The sequence below is a fragment of the Pseudomonas sp. ITEM 17296 genome (assembly GCF_028895205.1).
In the GTDB taxonomy this organism is placed as follows: Bacteria; Pseudomonadota; Gammaproteobacteria; order Pseudomonadales; family Pseudomonadaceae; genus Aquipseudomonas; species Aquipseudomonas kermanshahensis.
On sequence record NZ_WJRS01000025.1, the window covers coordinates 20,483 to 39,225 of the forward strand.

Consider the following 18,743-nt stretch of genomic DNA (forward strand, 5'->3'; position numbering starts at 1 on the left):
CTCAGCGTGCGGAGAAAAACGCAACCGCAGTGACAGCAAAGTCACACGCCACTCAAACCGGGCGCTAAACCGGGTATGACACATATCGACCCGTACTAAAACCCAGACCTTATGAGGCCTAAGCGCTCTGACTTCTGGTTTAACGTCTGACGTTCAGCGTTTGCACGCCGACAAAAGCCTCCGAACGGGGGCTTTTGTGTTTCTGCAGCGTTACAGACGCTGTGGGCGCGGGCTTGCCCGCGAAGCATGCAACGTGGTTTATGGCACCGGCTTCACCGGTGTTCGCGGGTGAACCCGCTCCCACAGGGCCCGCGTTCGCGACCAACTAAGCTGTCTCCAACGGGACCTCAAGCGGTTCATGCCCCCCGCCCCCTGGAGCCTGCACCATGCCCGATACGCCCCCTCCCCCACGCTTCGACTGGCAACGCTGGCTGCCCGGCGTGGTCACCCTGCTTCACTATCAGCGTGCCTGGCTGCCCAGGGACATCGCTGCCGGGCTGGTACTCACCAGCATGCTGGTGCCCGTGGGCATCGCCTACGCCGAAGCCTCTGGCGTACCCGGCATCTACGGCCTCTACGCCACCATCATTCCGCTGCTGGCCTATGCGCTGTTCGGCCCCAGCCGCATCCTGGTATTGGGCCCAGATTCGGCACTGGCCGCGCCCATCCTGGCGGTAGTGGTGCAGTACGCCGCCAACGACCCGCAGCGCGCCATCACCATCGCCAGCATGATGGCCTTGGTCGCTGGGGTGTTCTGCATGGTCGCCGGCCTGCTGCGCCTGGGCTTCATCACCGAATTGCTGTCCAAGCCGATCCGCTATGGCTACATGAACGGCATCGCCTTGACCGTGCTGATCAGCCAACTGCCCAAACTGTTCGGCTTATCCATCGACAGCCAAGGCCCGCTGCGTGACATCTGGGGCCTGATCCAGGCCCTGCTTGCAGGCCAGGGCCACTGGCCCAGCTTCGTCATCGGCGCCGGCAGCCTGGCGCTGATCCTGCTGCTCAAACCCTTCAAGCGCTTGCCCGGCATCCTGATCGCTGTGGTGCTGGCGACACTGGCGGTGAGCCTGCTCGACCTGGACCAGAGCGGCGTCAAAGTCCTCGGCCAGTTACCCCAGGGCCTGCCGGACCTGGTCTTCCCCTGGTTGAGCGATATCGACCTGGTGGAAGTGCTGCTCGGCGGCATCGCGGTGGCGCTGGTGTCATTCGCCGACACCAGCGTGCTGTCGCGCTCCTACGCGGCCCGCCTGAAGATGCCGGTCAACCCGAACCAGGAGATGTTTGGCCTGGGGGTGGCCAACGTGGCCAGCGGGCTGTTCCAGGGCATCCCGATCAGCAGCAGTTCGTCACGCACCCCTGTCGCTGAAGCTGCTGGGGCCAAGACCCAGCTCACCGGCATCATCGGCGCGCTGGCCGTGACCGTTCTGCTGCTGGTGGCGCCCAACCTGATGCATTACCTGCCCAACAGTGCCCTCGCTGCCGTGGTGATCGCCGCCGCACTGGGGCTGTTCGTATTCACTGACCTCAAACGCATCTTCCACATGCAGCAATGGGAGTTCTGGCTGTCGTTTACCTGTTTTGTCGGGGTGGCAGTGTTTGGTGCCATTCCGGGTATCTGCATTGCCGTGGCGATTTCGGTCATCGAATTTCTCTGGGATGGCTGGCGGCCGCATTTTGCAGTGCTCGGCCGGGTGGACGGCACCCGCGGCTACCATGATGTGCAGCGCTACCCGCAAGCCCGGCGCATCCCGGGCCTGGTGCTGCTGCGGTGGGATGCGCCGCTGTTTTTTGCCAATGCCGAGCAGTTCCAGAGCACCGTGCTGGCGGCTGTGGAACAGTCCCCTACCGCCGTGCAACGGTTGGTGATCGCCGCGGAGCCTGTGACCAGCATCGACGTGACCTCTGCAGACATGCTCGCTGAACTGGACCGGGCGCTGGAGGCGCGCGGCGTGGAGTTGCAGTTCGCGGAGATGAAAGACCCGGTGAAAGACAAGATGAAGCGCTTTGAGTTGTTCCAGCACATGGGGGAAAAGGCCTTTCACCCCACCGTCGGTGCTGCGGTGGATGCCTACCTGGAAGACACCGGGGTCGACTGGCAGCCCTAATGCACCCACTGCCGTGCCCTGCGCCGGTCGATCCAGATCAGCAGCGCACTGGCATACACCGACACCGCCAAGAACAGCGCCATGCGCACGGCGAACGCGCGGTAGACATCCTGCCCGGCCGCGCTGTCCTGCACCGACTGCCCCAGCAGTATCAACATCGTAGTCAGGCAACTGACCCAATAGGCCGGGCTATGCCGCGTCGCCACCGCGCGGTACAGCCGCCGGCCCTGCCAAAGCGTGAACAGCAGCACCCACAGGAAAAACATCCAAAGGTGCACGAACAGGCTCAATGCCCCCCACAGCAGGATCGCCAGCAGCCCGGCCAGCAAGGTCGAGCCAATCAGTTCTCGGCTGGCGTTGCGGGCATGGGTCTCGCTGGCTTGCTGACCGAGGCTCACCGACTTCATGATCAGCGGCATGAACGCGTCCGGTGCGATCAGCGCCAGCAAAAAGGCCGGCATGACGATCAGCGTGGCGCGCAGTGCGACCCAGCTGGCCCGTTCAGCGGCGAGCGGCGGCGGTGTCGGTTGCACAGGTGCGTCAGCCGGTTCGGGGAACATCACATGCGCCAGCGCCGTGCCCAAGGTTGCCAGGAGCATGCCTTTGGACAAGGCCTCGACCACCGACAGCGCCAAGGTGAAATCGCTGGTGCCGGCTGCGGCGATCATGGTCAGGCCGATCACCAGCAAGTTGGCCAACAGGCCGTTGCCGCCTTTCAGGGCATAACGCAGCACCAGAAACACGCCAACGCCCACCAGCAACACCCCGCTCACCGGGGCATGGCGCAGCAGAGGAATCAGCAACAGGCCACTGCCACAACTCAGCAGCACCAGCACGGCCAACGCCGGTGCCGCGCGCAACGGCAGTGGCTGGCTACGCATGGCCAACAGCAGCACCGCGAACACGGGTGCCAAAATCGGCACCGGCAAACCAAAACCGAAGCTGACCGCCAGGCACAGCGCCACGCCCCAGGCCAGGCGAAGCGCACGCTGGCGCCGCAGCTCAATAGGCATACGAGAGCCAGCTCATCAGCCACATGAACACCCGGCCAAGCACGTTCAACGGGTTGCCCTCGCTGGGCAGCGCCATCACCTCGGCTTGGCCACCCACCCGCAAGCCGGACTTGTCTTCCAGTTGGTCACGGTCAAGCTCGACAATGACCGGAAAACGTTGGGCCGAGCGCAGCCATTCACGGCTATTCTGCACGCTCGGCAGCGTGCCCGGTGGGTTGCTCTGGCCCACGCTGACGCCATAACCGATGCTGCGTATGCGCCCCTTCAGTACCGTCCCAGGCAGCGCATCGAGCACCACCAGCACCGGTGTGCCGGGGCGCAGGCGGCCGAGGTTGTTCTCGGTCAGGTCGGCGCTGATCCACACGTCATGGATCGCGATCAAGGTCATCATCGGGCTGCCGGCGCCCACGTAGTGGCCCACGTCGGTGCGCAGGTCGGTGATCAACCCGTTGGTATCGGCGCGCACCACCGTTCGCTCCAGGTCCAGGCGGGCCTTTTGCACATTCGCCGCCGCGCTGCGCACCTGCGCATTGTCCGCCTGCGCCCCACCCTGCTGCTCACGTGCCCGCACCACTTCGGCACGGGCAGCCGCGACTTGGCTGATGGCCTGGTCGCGCGTGGCCTGCGCGCCTTCCAGGCGGCGCTGCGAAACCGTGCCGGGGTCTTCCTCGATCAGCCGCTTCAGCCGCTCGGCGTCTTGCCGGGCCTTGCGCTCGTTGGCTTGGGCCGCCATCAACGCCGCCTGGGCCGAGTCGATGCCGGCCGTGTGGGCGCCGATCTGCCGGCCCACCGTGTCGAAGTCGGCTTCGGCGCGAGCCAGGGCAATGCGGTATTGCTCCTGGTCCAGTTCGAACAACACTTCGCCCTTGCGCACTTCCTGGTTATTACCCACGGCCACGCGCTTGACCTGGCCGGCCACCTCGGCGCTCACCGGCACCACGTAGGCTTGCAGGCGAGCCTGCTGGGTGTACGGTGTAAAACGGTCGGCCAGCAGGTACCAGAGCAGGCTCACAGCAATCAGCAGCAATACCCAGCGCAGGCCAAGGTCGGGCGCTTGCGCAGGCGGTGTTTGCGGGGTGTCGGTCATTTTTGCTCACCTGGTGGCTGTGCGCTGGGGGCTGGTTCATCCAGCAAGTCTCCCCAATCGGTGCGTTGCTGCATCTGACGACGCGTGGCCGGGTCGATCGGCGCACGGCCTGGGTCCCAACCACCCCCCAGGGCCTTGTACAAGGTCACCAGGCTGCTGACGGCATTGCCGCGGCTGACCAGGTAGCCATCCTGTTGTTGCAGCAGCAACTGTTGGGCATCGAGCACCCGCTGGAAGTCGGCGAACCCTTCGCGGTACTGCGACATGGCCAGGCTCAACGAGCGCTGCGCGGCTTGCGAAGCTTGATCGCGAATGCCAGCACTTTGCAGCGAGCGCACCAGGCCACTGGCGGCATCGTCAGCCTCACGGGCGGCTTCACGCACACTTTGCTGATACAACTCGATCAATTGCTGCAAGCGCGCGTCCTCGACACGCACGGCGTTCTTGCGCCGGCCGTAGTCGAACGGGTTCCAGATCAGGCTTGGGCCGGCGGCGAGGTCAAGCGTATTGGGCAGGTGGCTGGCCGAGACGAACGTCCAGCCGAGGCTGCCCAACAGGCTCAGCTGTGGATAAAGGTCAGCTTCGGCCACCCCGACCAGTGCCGATTGTGCCGCCACGGCCTGTTCGGCAGCGCGGATGTCTGGGCGCCGCTGCAACAGGCGAGCAGGCACGTCCTGCAGCAGTGCGCGGTCCGGCAGTGGCAACTGGCCGTATTGCGACTGCAGCTCCGGCAGTGGGCCGGGGGGGCGCCCGAGCAGGGAGCAGAGCACGTTGCGCAGGGCGTTGAGCTGGTTCTCGAACTCGGGGATGGTCGCCTGGGTCGCCAAGTACTGCGTGCGGGCCTGCTGCCAATCGAGTTCGTCATGCTCGCCATGGCGGAACAGCCGCTCGGTGATCTCCAGGCTGCGCGCCTGGCGCTTGGCGTTTTCTTCGGCAATGGCAAGGCGCGCCTCGGCGGTACGCAATGCAAAGTAGGTGTCGGCTACCTGCGCACGCAATAGCAACATGGCATCGGCGTAGTTGGCCTGCGAGGCGAAATACAGGGCATCGGCAGACTCGATGGCACGGCTGAAGCGCCCCCAGAAGTCAATTTCCCAGGCGATGTCGAACCCTGCGCTGGACTGCCAGAACACCGAATCGCGGGCAGTGTCGGTGCCAGACTGGTCCTGCTTGAGGTAGAGGCTTTGCGCCCGCACCTGCTGCAACTGCGGGTAACGCCCAGTCTGCACGATGGCCAGCTGTGCACGTGCCTCGGCGATGCGCAGGCCGGCCACGCGCAGGTTGCTGTTGTGGGCGTCGGCTTCTGCAATCAGCGCATCCAGTGTCGGGTCGGCGAACACCCGCCACCACTGGCGAAAGTCCACCGTTGCATCGCGCCGCCCGGCCTGCTCCAGCAAGGGTGTGCCCCACGGGTCCAGCCAGGCCGTTTGCGGGGGGTGAAAGTCTGGCCCGACCTGGGTGCAGCCTGACAGCAAGGCAACCAGGCCCAAGGCGCGACGCCAGGAAGGTGCAGGCATGCCAGGCCCCGGCTCAGGCCGACGGTTCGACAGGGTTTTCGGGTACCTGCAGCGCGACCCATTGCCAGAACAATACGTAGGTCACGCCAAGAATCACCGGGCCGATGAACAGGCCGATAATGCCTTTGACCACCATGCCGCCCAGCGCGCCGATCAGCACCACAGGCATCGGCACATCGACCCCGCGCCCCAGCAGCAGGGGCTTGAGCACATTGTCAGCGAGGCCGGCAACGAAGGTGTAAACGGCAAACACGATGGTCGCCAGGGTGAAGCCCTCGGCATGGAACACGTAGGCGATCACCGGTAGCGTGATCAGCGTGGCCGGCGCCTGGGCAATACCCAGCATGAGGATGGCAATCGCCAACATTCCCGCCCCCGGCACGCCCTTGATGACAAAGCCTACGCCGATCAGCAGCATCTGGATGAAGGCGATGCCGATTACGCCCTGGGCAACAGCGCGAATGGTGGCGGTACACAGTTTGGCAATCGACCTGCCGCGCTGCTCGCCGGATACGCGCATGGCAATGCGCTGCGCCGCCAGCTCGCCACGCGCGCCGAAGGCCATGATCACCCCCGAGATGATGATCGCCGCAATGAACATCAAAAACGCCCGCCCGGCACTGGCTGCGGCCCCCAGCAGCACACGCCCGGCGTCCTTGAGCTGCGGCATCATGCTGTTGAGCACCTCGCTCAGGCTCTCGGATGCTGCCAGCCACAAGGCATACAGGCGCGGCCCGATCAACGGCCAGGAAGCCACCGACTCGGGGGGTGTCGGCACGCTCCACGCGCCGCTCTTGAGCAGCGTCAGCATGCTGTCCACCGACTCGGTGATCGACACCACCACCAGGTAGATCGGCACCAGCAATACCACCAGCACCAGCAGCACCACCAGTATCGCCGCATAGCCGTCCTTGAGCCCCCAGCGCCGCGTGATGCGGCCGTGCAGCGGGTACAGCGTGACGGCCAGGATCACCGCCCACAGCATCAGCTCGAGGAAGGGCTGGAACACCTGGAAGGAGAAGATCACCAGGGCAGCCACCAAGCCTGCCTTGATCAAGACATCGAGCAAGCCCTGCGACAGGGCACTGTCCAGCTTGAAACTCGGCTGCATGCTTCACCTCCGAACAGTCGTACGCCGTCTTGGCGCGAATCAGTGGTCGGTTTCAGGCGTGGGGCGGGTGGCGTCGGGGTCGCGCAACTGTCGGCTCAGGGCCATCATCACCAACGGCACCACCGCCATCGACAGGGTGATGGCCAGCACCAACAGGTCATGCACCTGCTGCTCGAGCACTTGGTGCGCAAGCGCCAGCTTGAACACCACGAACGCAAACTCACCGCCAGACGCTAACACCACCCCCAGGCACAACGCCTGGGGCCGGTTCAGCCCACCGGCCGTACGGCCCAAAGCCACCAACAGCGGCAGCTTGACGCCCACCAGCAACAGCGTGAGCCCCAGCACCGCCAAGGGCATGCCGAACAACAGGCGCAAGTCGGCGCTCATGCCCACGCCGACGAAGAACAGCCCAAGCAACAGGCCTTTGAGGGGTTCGATCTGGGTTTCGAGCTCGTGACGGAACGGCGACTCGGCCATCAACACGCCAGCGAGAAACGCACCAAGCGCCATCGAGATGCCGACATGCTCCATTACCCAAGCGGTGCCCAGTACCACCAGCAACGCGGTAGCGGTAGACAACTCCGGCAACCCGGAGCCGACTGTCCATTTGAAGACCGGGGTCATCAGGTAGCGGCCACCCACAATGATCACACCGATGCCGACCGCCACGCCCACCAGCGGCCACGTCCCTTCATCGGCGCGGCTGACATCCCCGCCCAGCAAGGGCACCACGGCAATCAGGGGGATGGCAGCAATGTCCTGGAACAGCAGAATCGCCACCGCCAGGCGCCCGTGAGGCTTGCCCAGGTCCTTGCGCTCGGCCAGCACCTGCAAGCCAAACGCCGTGGACGACAGGGCCAGTCCCAGCCCCAGCACGACGGCCGCCGCCTTCGATTGGCCGAACAGCCAAAAGGCGAGCAGGCCCAGCACCGCGGCGGTCAGCCCGACCTGCAACGAGCCAACGCCGAACAGCGCCCGGCGCATGGTCCACAGGCGGCGTGGCGAAAGCTCGAGGCCAATGACGAACAGCAGCATCACCACGCCCATCTCTGACAGGCGTGCGACGTTATCCGGGTTACCCAGCAAACCCAGCACCGAAGGGCCGATGAGGATGCCGGCCAGCAGATACCCCGGCACGGCCCCCAGTTTCAAACGCTGCGCCAGTGGCACCAGCAGTACCACGGCCAAGAGGAACACCACCGTTGCCTGGAGCAAGCTGCCGTCATGTGGCATAGGTCTACACCCTGTAGGCTCCCCGCGGGGATGGGGTCAGTAACGCGCTTCGACAACCTTGAACGGATAGTTCACCGCCTTGTACTTGCCGACCTTGCCGCGCTTGGGCAATTTCACGACCTGGTCGCGGGTGATGTCCTTGTAGGGAATGCGGCCGAGCAGGTGGCTGATGATGTTCAGCCGTGCGCGCCGCTTGTCGTTGGAGTGGGCCATGAACCATGGCGCCCAGGAGGAATCCGACGCGGCGAACATGTCATCGCGGGCTTTGGTGTAGTCATCCCAGCGGGTATACGACTTCAAGTCCATCGGGGACAGCTTCCACAGCTTGCGACCGTCATTGATGCGGTCCTGCAGGCGGCGGGTCTGCTCTTCGGCGCTGACCTCCAGCCAGTACTTGATGAGGATGATCCCCGACTCGACCATCATCTTCTCGAACAACGGCACCACAGTGAGAAACTTGTTGGCCTGTTCATCGCTGCAAAACCCCATCACCCGCTCGACACCGGCGCGGTTGTACCAACTGCGGTCGAAGATCACCACCTCGCCTGCAGCAGGCAGATGGCCCAGGTAGCGTTGCACGTACATCTGGGTTTTTTCCCGCTCAGTCGGCGCCGGCAGCGCCACCACACGGAACACCCGCGGGCTGACCCGCTCGGTGAGGGCCTTGATGGTCCCGCCCTTGCCCGCACCATCGCGGCCTTCAAAGACGATACACACCTTCAGGCCCTTGGCCACGACCCATTCCTGCAGCTTTACCAACTCGACGTGAAGGTGCTTGAGCGCCTTCTCGTAGGCCTTGCCGCCCAATTTTTCGGGCTGTGCCTGAGGGTCCTTCTTCCTGGCTGACTTCGACATGGCTCGCTCCCGCTGGCGAATGAAGACTCAGTATGGTCGATCCATGGCGGTTTGCCGCTTCGCTTATTACTCCCGCGCCGAGCCTGCTCAGGCATGGCTTGCTCGGTCTCTGTGTGTAGGAGCAGCCTTGCGCTGCGAAGAGGCCGGTGACTGCCTGAAAGATGCTCTGTGCTACACCGGCCTCTTCGCAGCACAAGGCTGCTCCTACACAGAGCCGTCCGCCGTGCGAGGCAGGGCGCTACTTGGCCAGCTTGTCGTAACTGGTCATCAGGTTGCGGTAATCGGGAAGGTGGTTGGAGAACAGCGTCCCCAGCCCTTCGACGTCATTACGCCAGTCGCGATGCAGCTCGCAGGCCACGCCGAACCAGGTCATCAGTTGTGCCCCGGCAGCCTCCATGCGCCGCCAGGCCGAATCGCGGGTCAATTCGTTGAAGGTGCCAGAGGCGTCGGTGACGACGAACACCTCGAAGCCCTCCTCCAGTGCCGACAGTGCCGGGAACGCGACGCAGACCTCAGTCACTACACCGGCGATCAACAGTTGCTTCTTGCCCGTGGCCTTGACGGCCTTGACGAAGTCTTCGTTGTCCCAGGCGTTGATGTTGCCGGGGCGAGCGATGTAGGGGGCATCGGGGAACTGCGCCTTGAGCTCGGGGACCAACGGGCCGTTGGGGCCGGTTTCGAAGCTGGTGGTGAGGATGGTCGGCAGCTTGAAGTACTGGGCCAGGTCTGCCAGGGCCAGGACGTTGTTCTTGAAGCGGTCCGGGTCGATGTCACGCACCAGCGAAAGCAAACCCGCCTGGTGATCGACCAGCAGGACTGCGGCGTTGTTCTTGTCCAGACGCTTGTATTGGAAGGCCATGGTGAAGCTCCTTGCATCAGCAGATGGGGAGTATCAGCGTAGGCAAGGATCAGAGATGGCGGGGACCGCCAGTCGGGGCGCATGCCGCCGTCAGTATTCACGCCGCTTGCGAAACGCCCAACGCCCCACCAGCACGGTGAAGGTCGCCACCAGTGCCACCAGCACCCAGAAGCCATGTGGGTCGTCCGACAGCGGCACGCCACCGACATTCATGCCGAAAAAGCCGGCGATGATGTTGATGGGCAGCGCCAGCACGGTCACCACCGTCAGGGTGAACAGGGTGCGGTTGGTCTGCTCGTTGAGCTTGGCGGCGATCTCTTCCTGCAGCAACTTGATCCGCTCACCCAGGGCGGTGAGGTCGCTGATCACCAGGGTGAACTCTTCGGTCGCCGCGCGCAGCTGGCGCATGTCCTGTTCCTGCAGCCAGTCCGGTGGGCGGTTGAGCAGGCGCAGCAGGGCCCCAGGCTCGAGCGCCAGCAGGCGCTGCAAGCGCACCAGTACGCGACGCATGCTGCTGAGTTCGGCGCGGTTGTCACTCAGGCGCTGGGACAGCAACTGGTCTTCGATGCGATCGACGCTGGTGGTGGTTTCGCGCACGATCTGGGTCAACACATCGCCCTGGTCGCGCAGCAGATGCACCAGCAATTCGATGGACGAATGGAAGCGCTCGCCTCGCTTGACCGACGAGCGCAGCTTGTCCACCGAATGCAACGGCTGCAAACGCGCGCTGACCAGCAGCTGGCTGCTGGCGCAGGCCCACAGCGTGGAAATGTCCGACGACACCAGGCCGAAGTTGAACACCACATCGTTGACCACCGCCAACAGGGCCGAATCGGCATGTTCGATACGGGTCGACCGGGAGCCCTCGCGCAAGGTTTCGAAAAACGCCTCGGGCAGCGTCAGGTGGGCGCGCAGCCAGCGCTCGCAAGCGGCATGGGCCAGGTTCAGGTGCAGCCATAAAAACTCGTCGGGCTCAGGCGGTTCGCCGAGCTTGCGCAGCAACTGCGCCGAATCGATCTCGCGACCGGGCTGGCCTGGGCGGAAGGCAAAAGCATAAAGCAGGCCGAACAGGTCATGGTCCTGTTGCGGATGCAGCGCGGGATGACCCATTCGAACTCGCAATGAGGCATTGAGGTTGATGGCAGAAAGGTTGCGGGATGTAGGTTGCAGTTCGATGACAGCGGGTTTGGATTTGAAGTGCATGACGCACCTCTTTTGGTGCTGTTGAGATCGAGCGCCGCCCGCGCGGCGCTTCGCAGCACAAGGCTGCTCCTACATCTGTTTCGGGCCAATTATCCTGAGCCATGGGCGCGCGGCTCCTTGGCGCCCGCCTTGATATCGAGACGTACAAACAAGGCAGTCGCGCTCGCAGGCACAGCCGTGACTGGCCCGAAACAAATGGAGCGAGCTTGCTCGCGATGCGCCGCGCGGGCGGCGCCCGATCTCAACAACGCCAAATGAGCTAAGGCGAGCACCCGCCACTCACTTCACACTTTCCTGAACTGATTATTTGCCCCCAGCGATTTTTCCACCCGCCAAGCGCCACCAGAATCGCTCACCACAATCACAAAAAGCGTGAGGCCACTCCCGTGGACCAGACACTCCAGGTACGGCAAGCCGCCGCCGACCTCATCGATGCCTTTGCCAGCAACGACACCGCCCGCTACTTCGCCTGTTTCAGCGAAGACGCCACCTTCCTCTTCCACACCTTGGCGCAGCCGCTGTTGTCGCGTGGCGCTTATGAAGCCGTGTGGGCCCAGTGGCAGGCCGACGGTTTTGCCGTGCTGGCGTGTGAGTCGGGCAATGCGCAAGTGAGCCTGCAAGGTGACGTGGCGATCTTCATGCACGATGTGGCCACGCACATCCGCATCGCCGGTGAAGAGCACCAGCTGGCCGAGCGTGAAACCATCGTCTTTCGCCGCCAGGGCGAGCGCTGGTTGGCCTGCCATGAACACCTGTCGGTCGTCACCACCGCCTGATCCTCTTTTACGCGGCCTTGCCGCTCTGCCATCGCACCCACAATAAGGCCCGCGCACTGCGCCGGGCGACAACAACCGCGCTGGAGTATCACCATGAGCCACTCGACCGGTATCGAGACCAACGGCGTCGAACAGATTCCCGACGACCAACGCCACGCCTCCCCGCTTGACCTGTTCCGCCTGATTTTCGGCGGTGCCAACACCTTTGCCACGGCCGTGCTGGGCAGCTTCCCGGTGCTGTTCGGGTTGTCGTTCCAGGCCGGGGTCTGGGCGATTGTGCTCGGGGTCGGCATCGGTGCCATCATCCTCGCCCCCATGGGCCTGTTCGGTGCGCTCAACGGCACCAACAACGCGGTGTCGTCGGGCGCGCACTTCGGCGTGCACGGGCGTATCGTCGGCTCGTTCCTGTCGCTGCTCACCGCCGTGGCGTTCTTCTCGCTGTCGGTGTGGAGCTCGGGCGATGCCCTGGTGGGTGGCGCCAAACGCCTCGCCGGCCTACCGGAAACCGACCTCACCCTGGGCCTGGCCTATGGCCTGTTCGCGGTGTTGGTCCTGGTGGTGTGCATCTTTGGCTTCCGCTTCATGCTGTGGGTCAACAAGATTGCGGTGTGGGCGTCGAGCTTGCTGTTCTTGCTGGGCATCGCAGCCTTCGCCGGGCCGTTCGATGCGGGCTACGCCGGCAGCGTCAACCTTGGCCAAGCGGGTTTCTGGGCAGCCTTCGTCGGTGCGGCGATCCTGGCCATGAGCAACCCGGTGTCGTTCGGTGCGTTCCTGGGCGACTGGTCGCGCTACATTCCGCGGACCACGCCCAAGTCGCGCATCATGCTGGCGGTGATCGGCGCCCAGGCCGCGACCTTGATCCCGTTCCTGTTCGGCCTGTGCACCGCCACCTTGGTCGCCAGCCAGGCGCCTGACTACATCGCGGCCAACAACTATGTCGGCGGCCTGCTGGCGATCTCGCCGAGCTGGTTCTTCCTGCCGGTGTGCCTGATTGCGGTGATCGGCGGCATGTCCACCGGTACCACCGCGCTGTACGGCACGGGCCTGGACATGTCCAGCGTGTTCCCGCGCCTGCTCAGCCGCGCCGCCGCCACCTTGCTGATCGGCGTGCTGGCGATCGGCTTCATCTTCATCGGCCGCTTCACCTTCAACCTGGTGCAGAGCGTGTCGACCTTCGCCGTGCTGATCATCACCTGCACCAGCCCATGGATGGTGATCATGATCCTCGGCCTGATCACCCGTCGCGGCTTCTACCATGCCGATGACCTGCAGGTGTTCACCCGTGGCCAGCGCGGCGGCCACTACTGGTTCACGCACGGCTGGAACTGGCGCGGCATGGGGGCGTGGATCCCCAGCGCGGCAGTCGGCCTGTGCTTCGTCAACCTGCCGGGTCAGTTCGTTGGCCCGCTGGGCGACCTGGCCGGCGGCATCGACCTGAGCCTGCCGGTAACCCTGGGGCTGGCGGGGGTACTGTACCTCGCCCTGCTCAACCTGTTCCCTGAACCTGCTGGCGTGTATGGGCCCAATGGCCCGCGCTGGGTGCGCTGCAAAAGCACCTCGCATGCGCCGGTAATCACTGCCGAAATGGCCTGACTGGAATTTGCCCATGACCACTTCTCACTACATCGCCGGCCGCTGGGTCGAAGGCCAAGGCAGCGACTGCATCAGCGTCAATGACCCTGCACTGGGCCAGCCCTTCGCCGAATTGATGGCCGCCAGCGTTGCCCAGGTCGACCAAGCCGTGGCCGCCGCGCGCGAAGCCCTGCCGGCCTGGAAGCAGACCAGCGCCAGCGAACGTGCAGCGTACCTGCGCGGTTTCGCCGAGCAACTCGGGCAGCGCCGTGAAGCGTTGATCACCCTGCAGATGCGCAACAACGGCAAGCCGCGCCACGAGGCCGAGATCGACCTGGACGACGCGATTGCCACCTTCAGCTACTACGCCGACCTGGCGGAGCAGTTGCCGCAAAAGAACCGCGACGTGCCCCTGGCCGCGCCCGGCTTCACCGCCCGCACCCGCCTGGAACCGGTCGGCGTGGTCGGCCTGATCGTGCCGTGGAACTTCCCGCTGGTGACCAGCGCCTGGAAGCTCGCCCCCGCCTTGGCCGCAGGCTGCACCGTGGTGCTCAAGCCTTCGGAAGTCACCCCGCTGATCGAGCAGGCTTACGGTCAGATCGCCGAGGCCCTCGGCCTGCCCGCTGGCGTGCTGAACATCGTCAATGGCAAGGCCGAAACCGGCGCGGCGCTGAGCAACCACGCAGGCCTGGACAAGCTGTCGTTCACCGGCAGCAACAGTGTTGGCAGCCAGGTGATGCGCAGCGCTTCTGCCCAATGCCGGCCCGTGACGCTGGAGCTGGGCGGCAAGTCGGCGATCGTGGTGTTCGATGATTGCGACATCGACCAGGCCGTGGAATGGATTGTCGCCGGCATCAGCTGGAACGCCGGGCAGATGTGCTCGGCCACCTCACGCCTGCTGGTGCAGGACGGCATCGCCGATGCGCTGCTGCCGCGCTTGCAGGCGGCACTGGAGAACCTGCGGGTGGGCAACCCGTTGAGCGAAGAAGTGGACATGGGCCCGCTGACCAGCCAGGCACAATGGCTGAAGGTTGCCAGCTACTTTGCCACCGCACGCGAAGAGGGCCTGCAATGCCTGGCCGGCGGCAAAGCGCTGGACCGTGACGGCTGGTTCGTCAGCCCCACGCTGTATGTGGACGTCCCGGCCCACAGCCGCCTGTGGACCGAAGAGATCTTCGGCCCGGTGCTGTGTGCACGGCGCTTCACCACTGAAGCGCAGGCGATCGCCGAAGCCAACGACAGCCGCTTCGGCCTGGTGGCCACGGTCTGCTCTGCCGACCTGGAACGCGCCGAACGCGTTGCCGATGCGCTGGAAGTTGGCCACGTGTGGATCAACTCGGTGCAGGCGGTGTTCGTCGAAACTTCGTGGGGCGGAACCAAAGGCAGCGGCATCGGGCGCGAGCTCGGGCCCTGGGGGTTGTCGGGGTACCTCTCGGTGAAGCATGTGACGCGCTGCCTGGGTTAACCCCAGCAGCTGGTCAAGAAGCCCCTTGCTGACAGATGTCACAAGGGGCTTTTGCTTTGCGCTTGATTCCGTTTCACAAAGGCCCTCATGGCCACGTGACTTTTCAGTCATCGCGCAAAGTCCCACTTCCTGGTACCCCCACAATCACAACACCAGGCCGGACCACCATGCACCCTCAACGCACCGCCTTGCACAACGAACTGCACGCTCGCCCGTCGCTGTATTTCGACGGCCCGGCCCATGTCTTCCACCTCGCCTTGCTCGGCAGCGATGCAGCGTGTGCGGCGCTGCTGCAACGCTGCTGCCCAGAGGCGCAGGACATCAACGCAGCGCAGGGCATTACCCGGCTGGACGGGCACCCGTTCAAATGGGAACGGCACACCGAGTTCTTCACCTTGACCCTGGTGGTGCCCTGCTCCACCGCCAACACCGAGTGGCAAGCCCTGCCACAGGTGCTGGCCGAAGCCATCGCTCCGCAAACGGCGCAGGTGATCAATGCGGTGCAGGTGCTGGTCCGCGACGAACAGGACCTCGACCTGAGCCACTATGGCTTCAAAGACCCCTGCGGCTCCTGTGTGGGTGGTGGCGATGCGTCGGTGTGGAGCGATTTTCGCCTGACCGAGGACGGTACCAACCGCTTCCTGTTCATCAATCGCCGCCTCAATGCCTACCGCCAGGGCCGTATGATCCGGCGCCTGCTGGAGATCGAAACCTACCGCATGATGGCCTCGCTGACCCTGACCACGGCCAAGGCCCTGAGCCAGGAGCTGGACGCCTTCGACAAGACCCTGGTGAGCCTGTCCGAACGCAGCGCCGGGGGCGATGGCCACGACTCCAAGGGGCTGCTCGACGCCATCGCCCTGCTCTCGCGCCAGGTGGTCAGCCATACGGTGAAGACCCGCCACCGCTTCGGCGCTACCCAGGCGTATGCGCAACTGGTGTTCGAGCGATTGGCTGAACTGCGCGAAAGCCACGTGGGCGATTGCCAGCGGTTGGGCGTGTTCATCGAGCGCCGGTTCAAGCCCACGGTGCGTTACTGCGCAGCCACCGAGCAACGGCTGGAGCAGTTGGCGAAGAATGTCGCCAACCTGGGGGACCTGCTGCAGGCCCGGGTGCAGGTGGAGATGGAAGAGCAGAACGCAGAGATCCTGCGCAGCCTCAATGCCCGGGCCGACGCCCAGGTGAAGATTCAGCGGGCGGTGGAGGGGCTGTCGATCATCGCCATCACCTATTACCTGTTGAACCTGTTCAAGCTGCTGTATGGCGGGCTGAACGTGCTGGGGGTGGGGCTGACGGCGAGGGATGGGTTGTTGGCGATGGCGCCGCCAGTGCTGTTAGTGCTGTTGGTGATCCTGGTGAGGATCAGGCAGGCCAAGCAGCATTGAAACCGGGGCTGCTGTGCAGCCCATTCGCGGGCAAGCCCGCGCCTACAGGCCCCTGCTAGCGCAGAACCTGTGGGAGCGGGCTTGCCCGCGAATGGGCCGCACAGCGGCCCCGGCTTCACGCCGGCTCGTCAGCCGGGCGCGCGCCCTCTTGCACCAACACCATGCTTTGCGGCGACGACAGCGGGATACCCTCATCGCGCAACCGGCCAAGAATGGTGAACAGCAGGTCACTGCGCGTGCCCGACACCTGCCGCGGCCCCGCCACGTAACCACTGACGCCAATGACCATGCCGCTGGTGGTCAGGTCCTTGAACGACACCGAACACGCGGGTGCATCCAGAATCGCTTCGTGCTCCTGGTACGCCGCCAGCAGCAACTCCCGCACACGGTTGGCATCGGTTTCCAGCGGCAAGGTCAGGGTAATGCTGACCACCCCAAGGGCATTGCCCATGGTCACGTTGCGCACGTTTTGCGAGATGAACTGCGAGTTGGGCACGATCACCGTCGAGCGGTCGGACATCTGAATCTCGGTGGCGCGCACGTTGATGCGGCGGATATCACCCTCGACACCGGCCAGGCTGACCCAGTCGCCCACCTTTACCGGGCGCTCGGTGAGCAGGATCAGGCCGGAGATGAAGTTCTGCACGATCTGCTGCAGACCAAAACCGATACCGACCGACAGCGCACTCACCACCCAGGTCAGGCTGGTCAGGTTGATGCGCAGGGTTGACATCACCAGCATGGCCAGGAACAGGAAGCCCAGGTAACCCACCAGCGTCACCAGCGAGGCGCGCATGCCGGCGTCCATGTCGGTTTCCGGCAACAGGCGCTCGCTCAACCAGCGCTTGAGCACACGAATACCGAACATGCCGCCGAAGAACATCACCACCGCCAACAGGATGTCCTGCGGCACGATGTTCATGTTGCCGAGCATCTTGCCGCCGGTATCGTCCCAATCCCCCAGGCTGAGCAGCAATTCGCCGGGGCTGGTGCCCGACGGCGTCAAGGCCAGCAGTACCGCCAGGAACAGCAACACAGTGCGACCAATGCCGGCGAGAATCGTGCTGGCCTGGGCCTGATGACGCGGCGCCAGGCCCAGTGTCGACGCCAAGGCCAGGCCACCGGGCTGACGAGGCGACAGCAGGGTCTCGCACAGGTCACCGAGGAAGGTGGTCAACAGGTAGGCACAGGTGGCCACCACGCTGATCCATAGCAACTTGGCGGTCAGGAAGTAGGCCAGGGTCAGGAAGCCGGCCAGCAGTGCCAGCACGATCAGCCCCACCCACACCACGATGACGAAGGGGATCAGCCCCGCCAGGCCGGTCGGGCGCTCCAGGTCATGCTTGCGCAAGGTGCGGCGGTAGCGCAGCAAGGCCACCGAGAAAATCACCGCCACCACCAGCGCGGTCAGGCCGTTGGTGGCCACGGTCAGCGCCAGGCTGGTGCCGATCACGCTGTTGATGCGCTCCTGGGTCAGCAGCACCATCAACGCCAGGGCCAGCAGTTTGGGGAACCAGCCCAGGGCGCTGGCCACTTCATCGTGGATCGGCGGCAGGCGCCAGGACGGGCGCTGCAGCATCAACATGGCGCGGCCCAGGCCCGAAATGAAGGCGCTGAACACCACCAGGGTAAGGATATGGTTGGTCAGGCTGGCGATGTCCGAACCCAGCTCGGCGCTGCTTTCCAGGCCCCAGCGCAGCAGCGACACGGAGCCAGCGATGGTACCCAGCGTCGCCAGGCTGACGCTCAGGGCCAAGGCGCTGCGGCGCAGGCGGCCTTCCGGCAGCCAGCGGATCATGGCGTCTGCCAGCAGGCGTTCGAGCAGGCGACGGACCAAGGTCCAGACCAGGATTGCCGCCACCAAGCTGGTCAGGAACAACCAGCGATGCTCGGCACTGAACGCGCTGGCCACGGCATCGGCCGCCTCACCGCGCAGGTCTCGCAGGCGACTCAGGTCTTCAGCGGTAGGGCGGATCAGCGATTGCCAGAACGCCGGGGTCAGCGGGCTGGTCGCGCGGCTGGTGACCTGCGAGTTGAACTGGCTGCGGCGCAGGTTGACGATCTGCGTGGACAGGTCGCGGGCCGACTGGGTCAGCTTGGTCGCCTGTTCCTGCTCGGCCAATACGGACTTTTTCTGCGCCTCGAGGTCCTTGCGCTGAAGCGTGATGGTCGCGGTCTCGTCCGGCTGGGGCGGGCCAAGCACCTTGAGTTTGTCGTCCAGGCCCTCGACGTCGGTGGTCCGCAGCGCACTGAGTGCATCGGCCTGACGCTGAACCTGCATGGCGGCCTGGCGCAACTGCGAGAGCACGTCGTCATTGGCGTTGCTGGTGACGCCCTGGCGGATCTCGTCGAGTCGGTCATTCAGTTGCTCAAGGCTCGCGTTTTCTTCGAGCACCGGCAGTTCGGCAGCGGCCAGGCTGGAGACTGGCGTGGCCGGTGCGGACCAGGCCGGGGTGGCCAATGCCACCATCAGGGCCAATACGCCTAGGCAATAACGGGCAAGGCTGACACGCCTCATCGAACATTCCTCTATACATTTCGATTTGGCGGGGGATT

The 18,743-nt window shown here is 64.6% G+C and carries 14 protein-coding genes; 5 read left to right on the top strand and 9 right to left on the bottom strand.

Annotated features, from left to right (window positions below; translation table 11 throughout):
- Positions 1-386: 386 nt before the first annotated feature.
- On the top strand, positions 387-2,108 hold the full coding sequence (locus GIB19_RS22435; RefSeq protein ID WP_274888039.1) for a SulP family inorganic anion transporter: 1,722 nt from the start codon (positions 387-389) through the stop codon (positions 2,106-2,108).
- Here GIB19_RS22435 and GIB19_RS22440 read toward each other — a convergent pair.
- The 8 genes from GIB19_RS22440 to GIB19_RS22475 all read right to left on the bottom strand — a co-directional run bounded on the left by GIB19_RS22440 (position 2,105) and on the right by GIB19_RS22475 (position 10,896).
- Positions 2,105-3,121 (bottom strand): DUF2955 domain-containing protein, encoded by a 1,017-nt coding sequence (locus GIB19_RS22440; protein WP_274888040.1) that lies wholly within the window; start codon positions 3,119-3,121, stop codon positions 2,105-2,107. The two genes, GIB19_RS22435 and GIB19_RS22440, sit on opposite strands and share 4 nt — an antisense overlap.
- Positions 3,111-4,208: an HlyD family secretion protein gene (locus GIB19_RS22445; protein ID WP_099428308.1), complete on the bottom strand. Its 1,098-nt coding sequence runs from the start codon at positions 4,206-4,208 to the stop codon at positions 3,111-3,113. The genes GIB19_RS22440 and GIB19_RS22445 overlap by 11 nt, the downstream gene beginning before the upstream one ends.
- Positions 4,205-5,725 carry an efflux transporter outer membrane subunit gene (locus GIB19_RS22450; protein ID WP_274888041.1) on the bottom strand — a complete coding sequence of 507 codons (1,521 nt, stop codon included), beginning with the start codon at positions 5,723-5,725 and terminating at the stop codon, positions 4,205-4,207. Before GIB19_RS22450 ends, GIB19_RS22445 begins: the two co-directional genes overlap by 4 nt.
- A gap of 13 nt (positions 5,726-5,738) precedes the next feature.
- A complete protein-coding gene (locus tag GIB19_RS22455) occupies positions 5,739-6,836 on the bottom strand; it encodes an AI-2E family transporter (protein ID WP_274888044.1) in 1,098 nt (365 codons plus the stop codon).
- A gap of 39 nt (positions 6,837-6,875) precedes the next feature.
- The gene (locus tag GIB19_RS22460; protein ID WP_099428306.1) at positions 6,876-8,072 is read right to left on the bottom strand and encodes a monovalent cation:proton antiporter-2 (CPA2) family protein; all 1,197 of its coding nucleotides are present in this window, start codon (positions 8,070-8,072) and stop codon (positions 6,876-6,878) included.
- A gap of 36 nt (positions 8,073-8,108) precedes the next feature.
- Positions 8,109-8,927, bottom strand: coding sequence for a polyphosphate kinase 2 (gene ppk2 / locus GIB19_RS22465; RefSeq protein ID WP_265969877.1), 819 nt, complete (start codon positions 8,925-8,927; stop codon positions 8,109-8,111).
- Positions 8,928-9,165: 238 nt separating this feature from the next.
- Complete coding sequence (ycaC, locus tag GIB19_RS22470; protein WP_027594492.1) at positions 9,166-9,786, bottom strand: isochorismate family cysteine hydrolase YcaC; 621 nt, start codon at positions 9,784-9,786, stop codon at positions 9,166-9,168.
- A 90-nt stretch (positions 9,787-9,876) separates the two neighbouring features.
- Positions 9,877-10,896, bottom strand: coding sequence for a transporter (locus GIB19_RS22475; protein ID WP_027594493.1), 1,020 nt, complete (start codon positions 10,894-10,896; stop codon positions 9,877-9,879).
- A gap of 479 nt (positions 10,897-11,375) precedes the next feature.
- On the opposite strand from GIB19_RS22475, the gene GIB19_RS22480 reads away from it, so the two are divergent.
- From GIB19_RS22480 to GIB19_RS22495, 4 genes are all read left to right on the top strand, one after another.
- Positions 11,376-11,765 (top strand): YybH family protein, encoded by a 390-nt coding sequence (locus tag GIB19_RS22480; RefSeq protein WP_027594495.1) that lies wholly within the window; start codon positions 11,376-11,378, stop codon positions 11,763-11,765.
- Positions 11,766-11,858: 93 nt separating this feature from the next.
- Positions 11,859-13,358, top strand: coding sequence for a purine-cytosine permease family protein (locus GIB19_RS22485; protein WP_085274116.1), 1,500 nt, complete (start codon positions 11,859-11,861; stop codon positions 13,356-13,358).
- 13 nt (positions 13,359-13,371) lie between these two features.
- On the top strand, positions 13,372-14,802 hold the full coding sequence (locus GIB19_RS22490) for an aldehyde dehydrogenase family protein (protein WP_027594497.1): 1,431 nt from the start codon (positions 13,372-13,374) through the stop codon (positions 14,800-14,802).
- A gap of 167 nt (positions 14,803-14,969) precedes the next feature.
- Entirely contained in the window at positions 14,970-16,187 is a 1,218-nt protein-coding gene (locus tag GIB19_RS22495; RefSeq protein WP_099428304.1) for a DUF3422 domain-containing protein, read from the top strand.
- A gap of 115 nt (positions 16,188-16,302) precedes the next feature.
- On the opposite strand, the gene GIB19_RS22500 is transcribed toward GIB19_RS22495, so the two are convergent.
- Positions 16,303-18,705 (bottom strand): DUF3772 domain-containing protein, encoded by a 2,403-nt coding sequence (locus GIB19_RS22500; RefSeq protein WP_027594499.1) that lies wholly within the window; start codon positions 18,703-18,705, stop codon positions 16,303-16,305.
- Positions 18,706-18,743: the final 38 nt, after the last annotated feature.

Bases quoted from the DNA above. Each gene is read 5' to 3' on its own strand.
- GIB19_RS22435 (WP_274888039.1), top strand. From the start codon at position 387: ATGCCCGATACGCCCCCTCCCCCACGCTTCGACTGGCAACGCTGGCTG.
- GIB19_RS22440 (WP_274888040.1), bottom strand. From the start codon at position 3,121: ATGCCTATTGAGCTGCGGCGCCAGCGTGCGCTTCGCCTGGCCTGGGGC.
- GIB19_RS22445 (WP_099428308.1), bottom strand. From the start codon at position 4,208: ATGACCGACACCCCGCAAACACCGCCTGCGCAAGCGCCCGACCTTGGC.
- GIB19_RS22450 (WP_274888041.1), bottom strand. From the start codon at position 5,725: ATGCCTGCACCTTCCTGGCGTCGCGCCTTGGGCCTGGTTGCCTTGCTG.
- GIB19_RS22455 (WP_274888044.1), bottom strand. From the start codon at position 6,836: ATGCAGCCGAGTTTCAAGCTGGACAGTGCCCTGTCGCAGGGCTTGCTC.
- GIB19_RS22460 (WP_099428306.1), bottom strand. From the start codon at position 8,072: ATGCCACATGACGGCAGCTTGCTCCAGGCAACGGTGGTGTTCCTCTTG.
- ppk2 (WP_265969877.1), bottom strand. From the start codon at position 8,927: ATGTCGAAGTCAGCCAGGAAGAAGGACCCTCAGGCACAGCCCGAAAAA.
- ycaC (WP_027594492.1), bottom strand. From the start codon at position 9,786: ATGGCCTTCCAATACAAGCGTCTGGACAAGAACAACGCCGCAGTCCTG.
- GIB19_RS22475 (WP_027594493.1), bottom strand. From the start codon at position 10,896: ATGGGTCATCCCGCGCTGCATCCGCAACAGGACCATGACCTGTTCGGC.
- GIB19_RS22485 (WP_085274116.1), top strand. From the start codon at position 11,859: ATGAGCCACTCGACCGGTATCGAGACCAACGGCGTCGAACAGATTCCC.
- GIB19_RS22490 (WP_027594497.1), top strand. From the start codon at position 13,372: ATGACCACTTCTCACTACATCGCCGGCCGCTGGGTCGAAGGCCAAGGC.
- GIB19_RS22495 (WP_099428304.1), top strand. From the start codon at position 14,970: ATGCACCCTCAACGCACCGCCTTGCACAACGAACTGCACGCTCGCCCG.
- GIB19_RS22500 (WP_027594499.1), bottom strand. From the start codon at position 18,705: ATGAGGCGTGTCAGCCTTGCCCGTTATTGCCTAGGCGTATTGGCCCTG.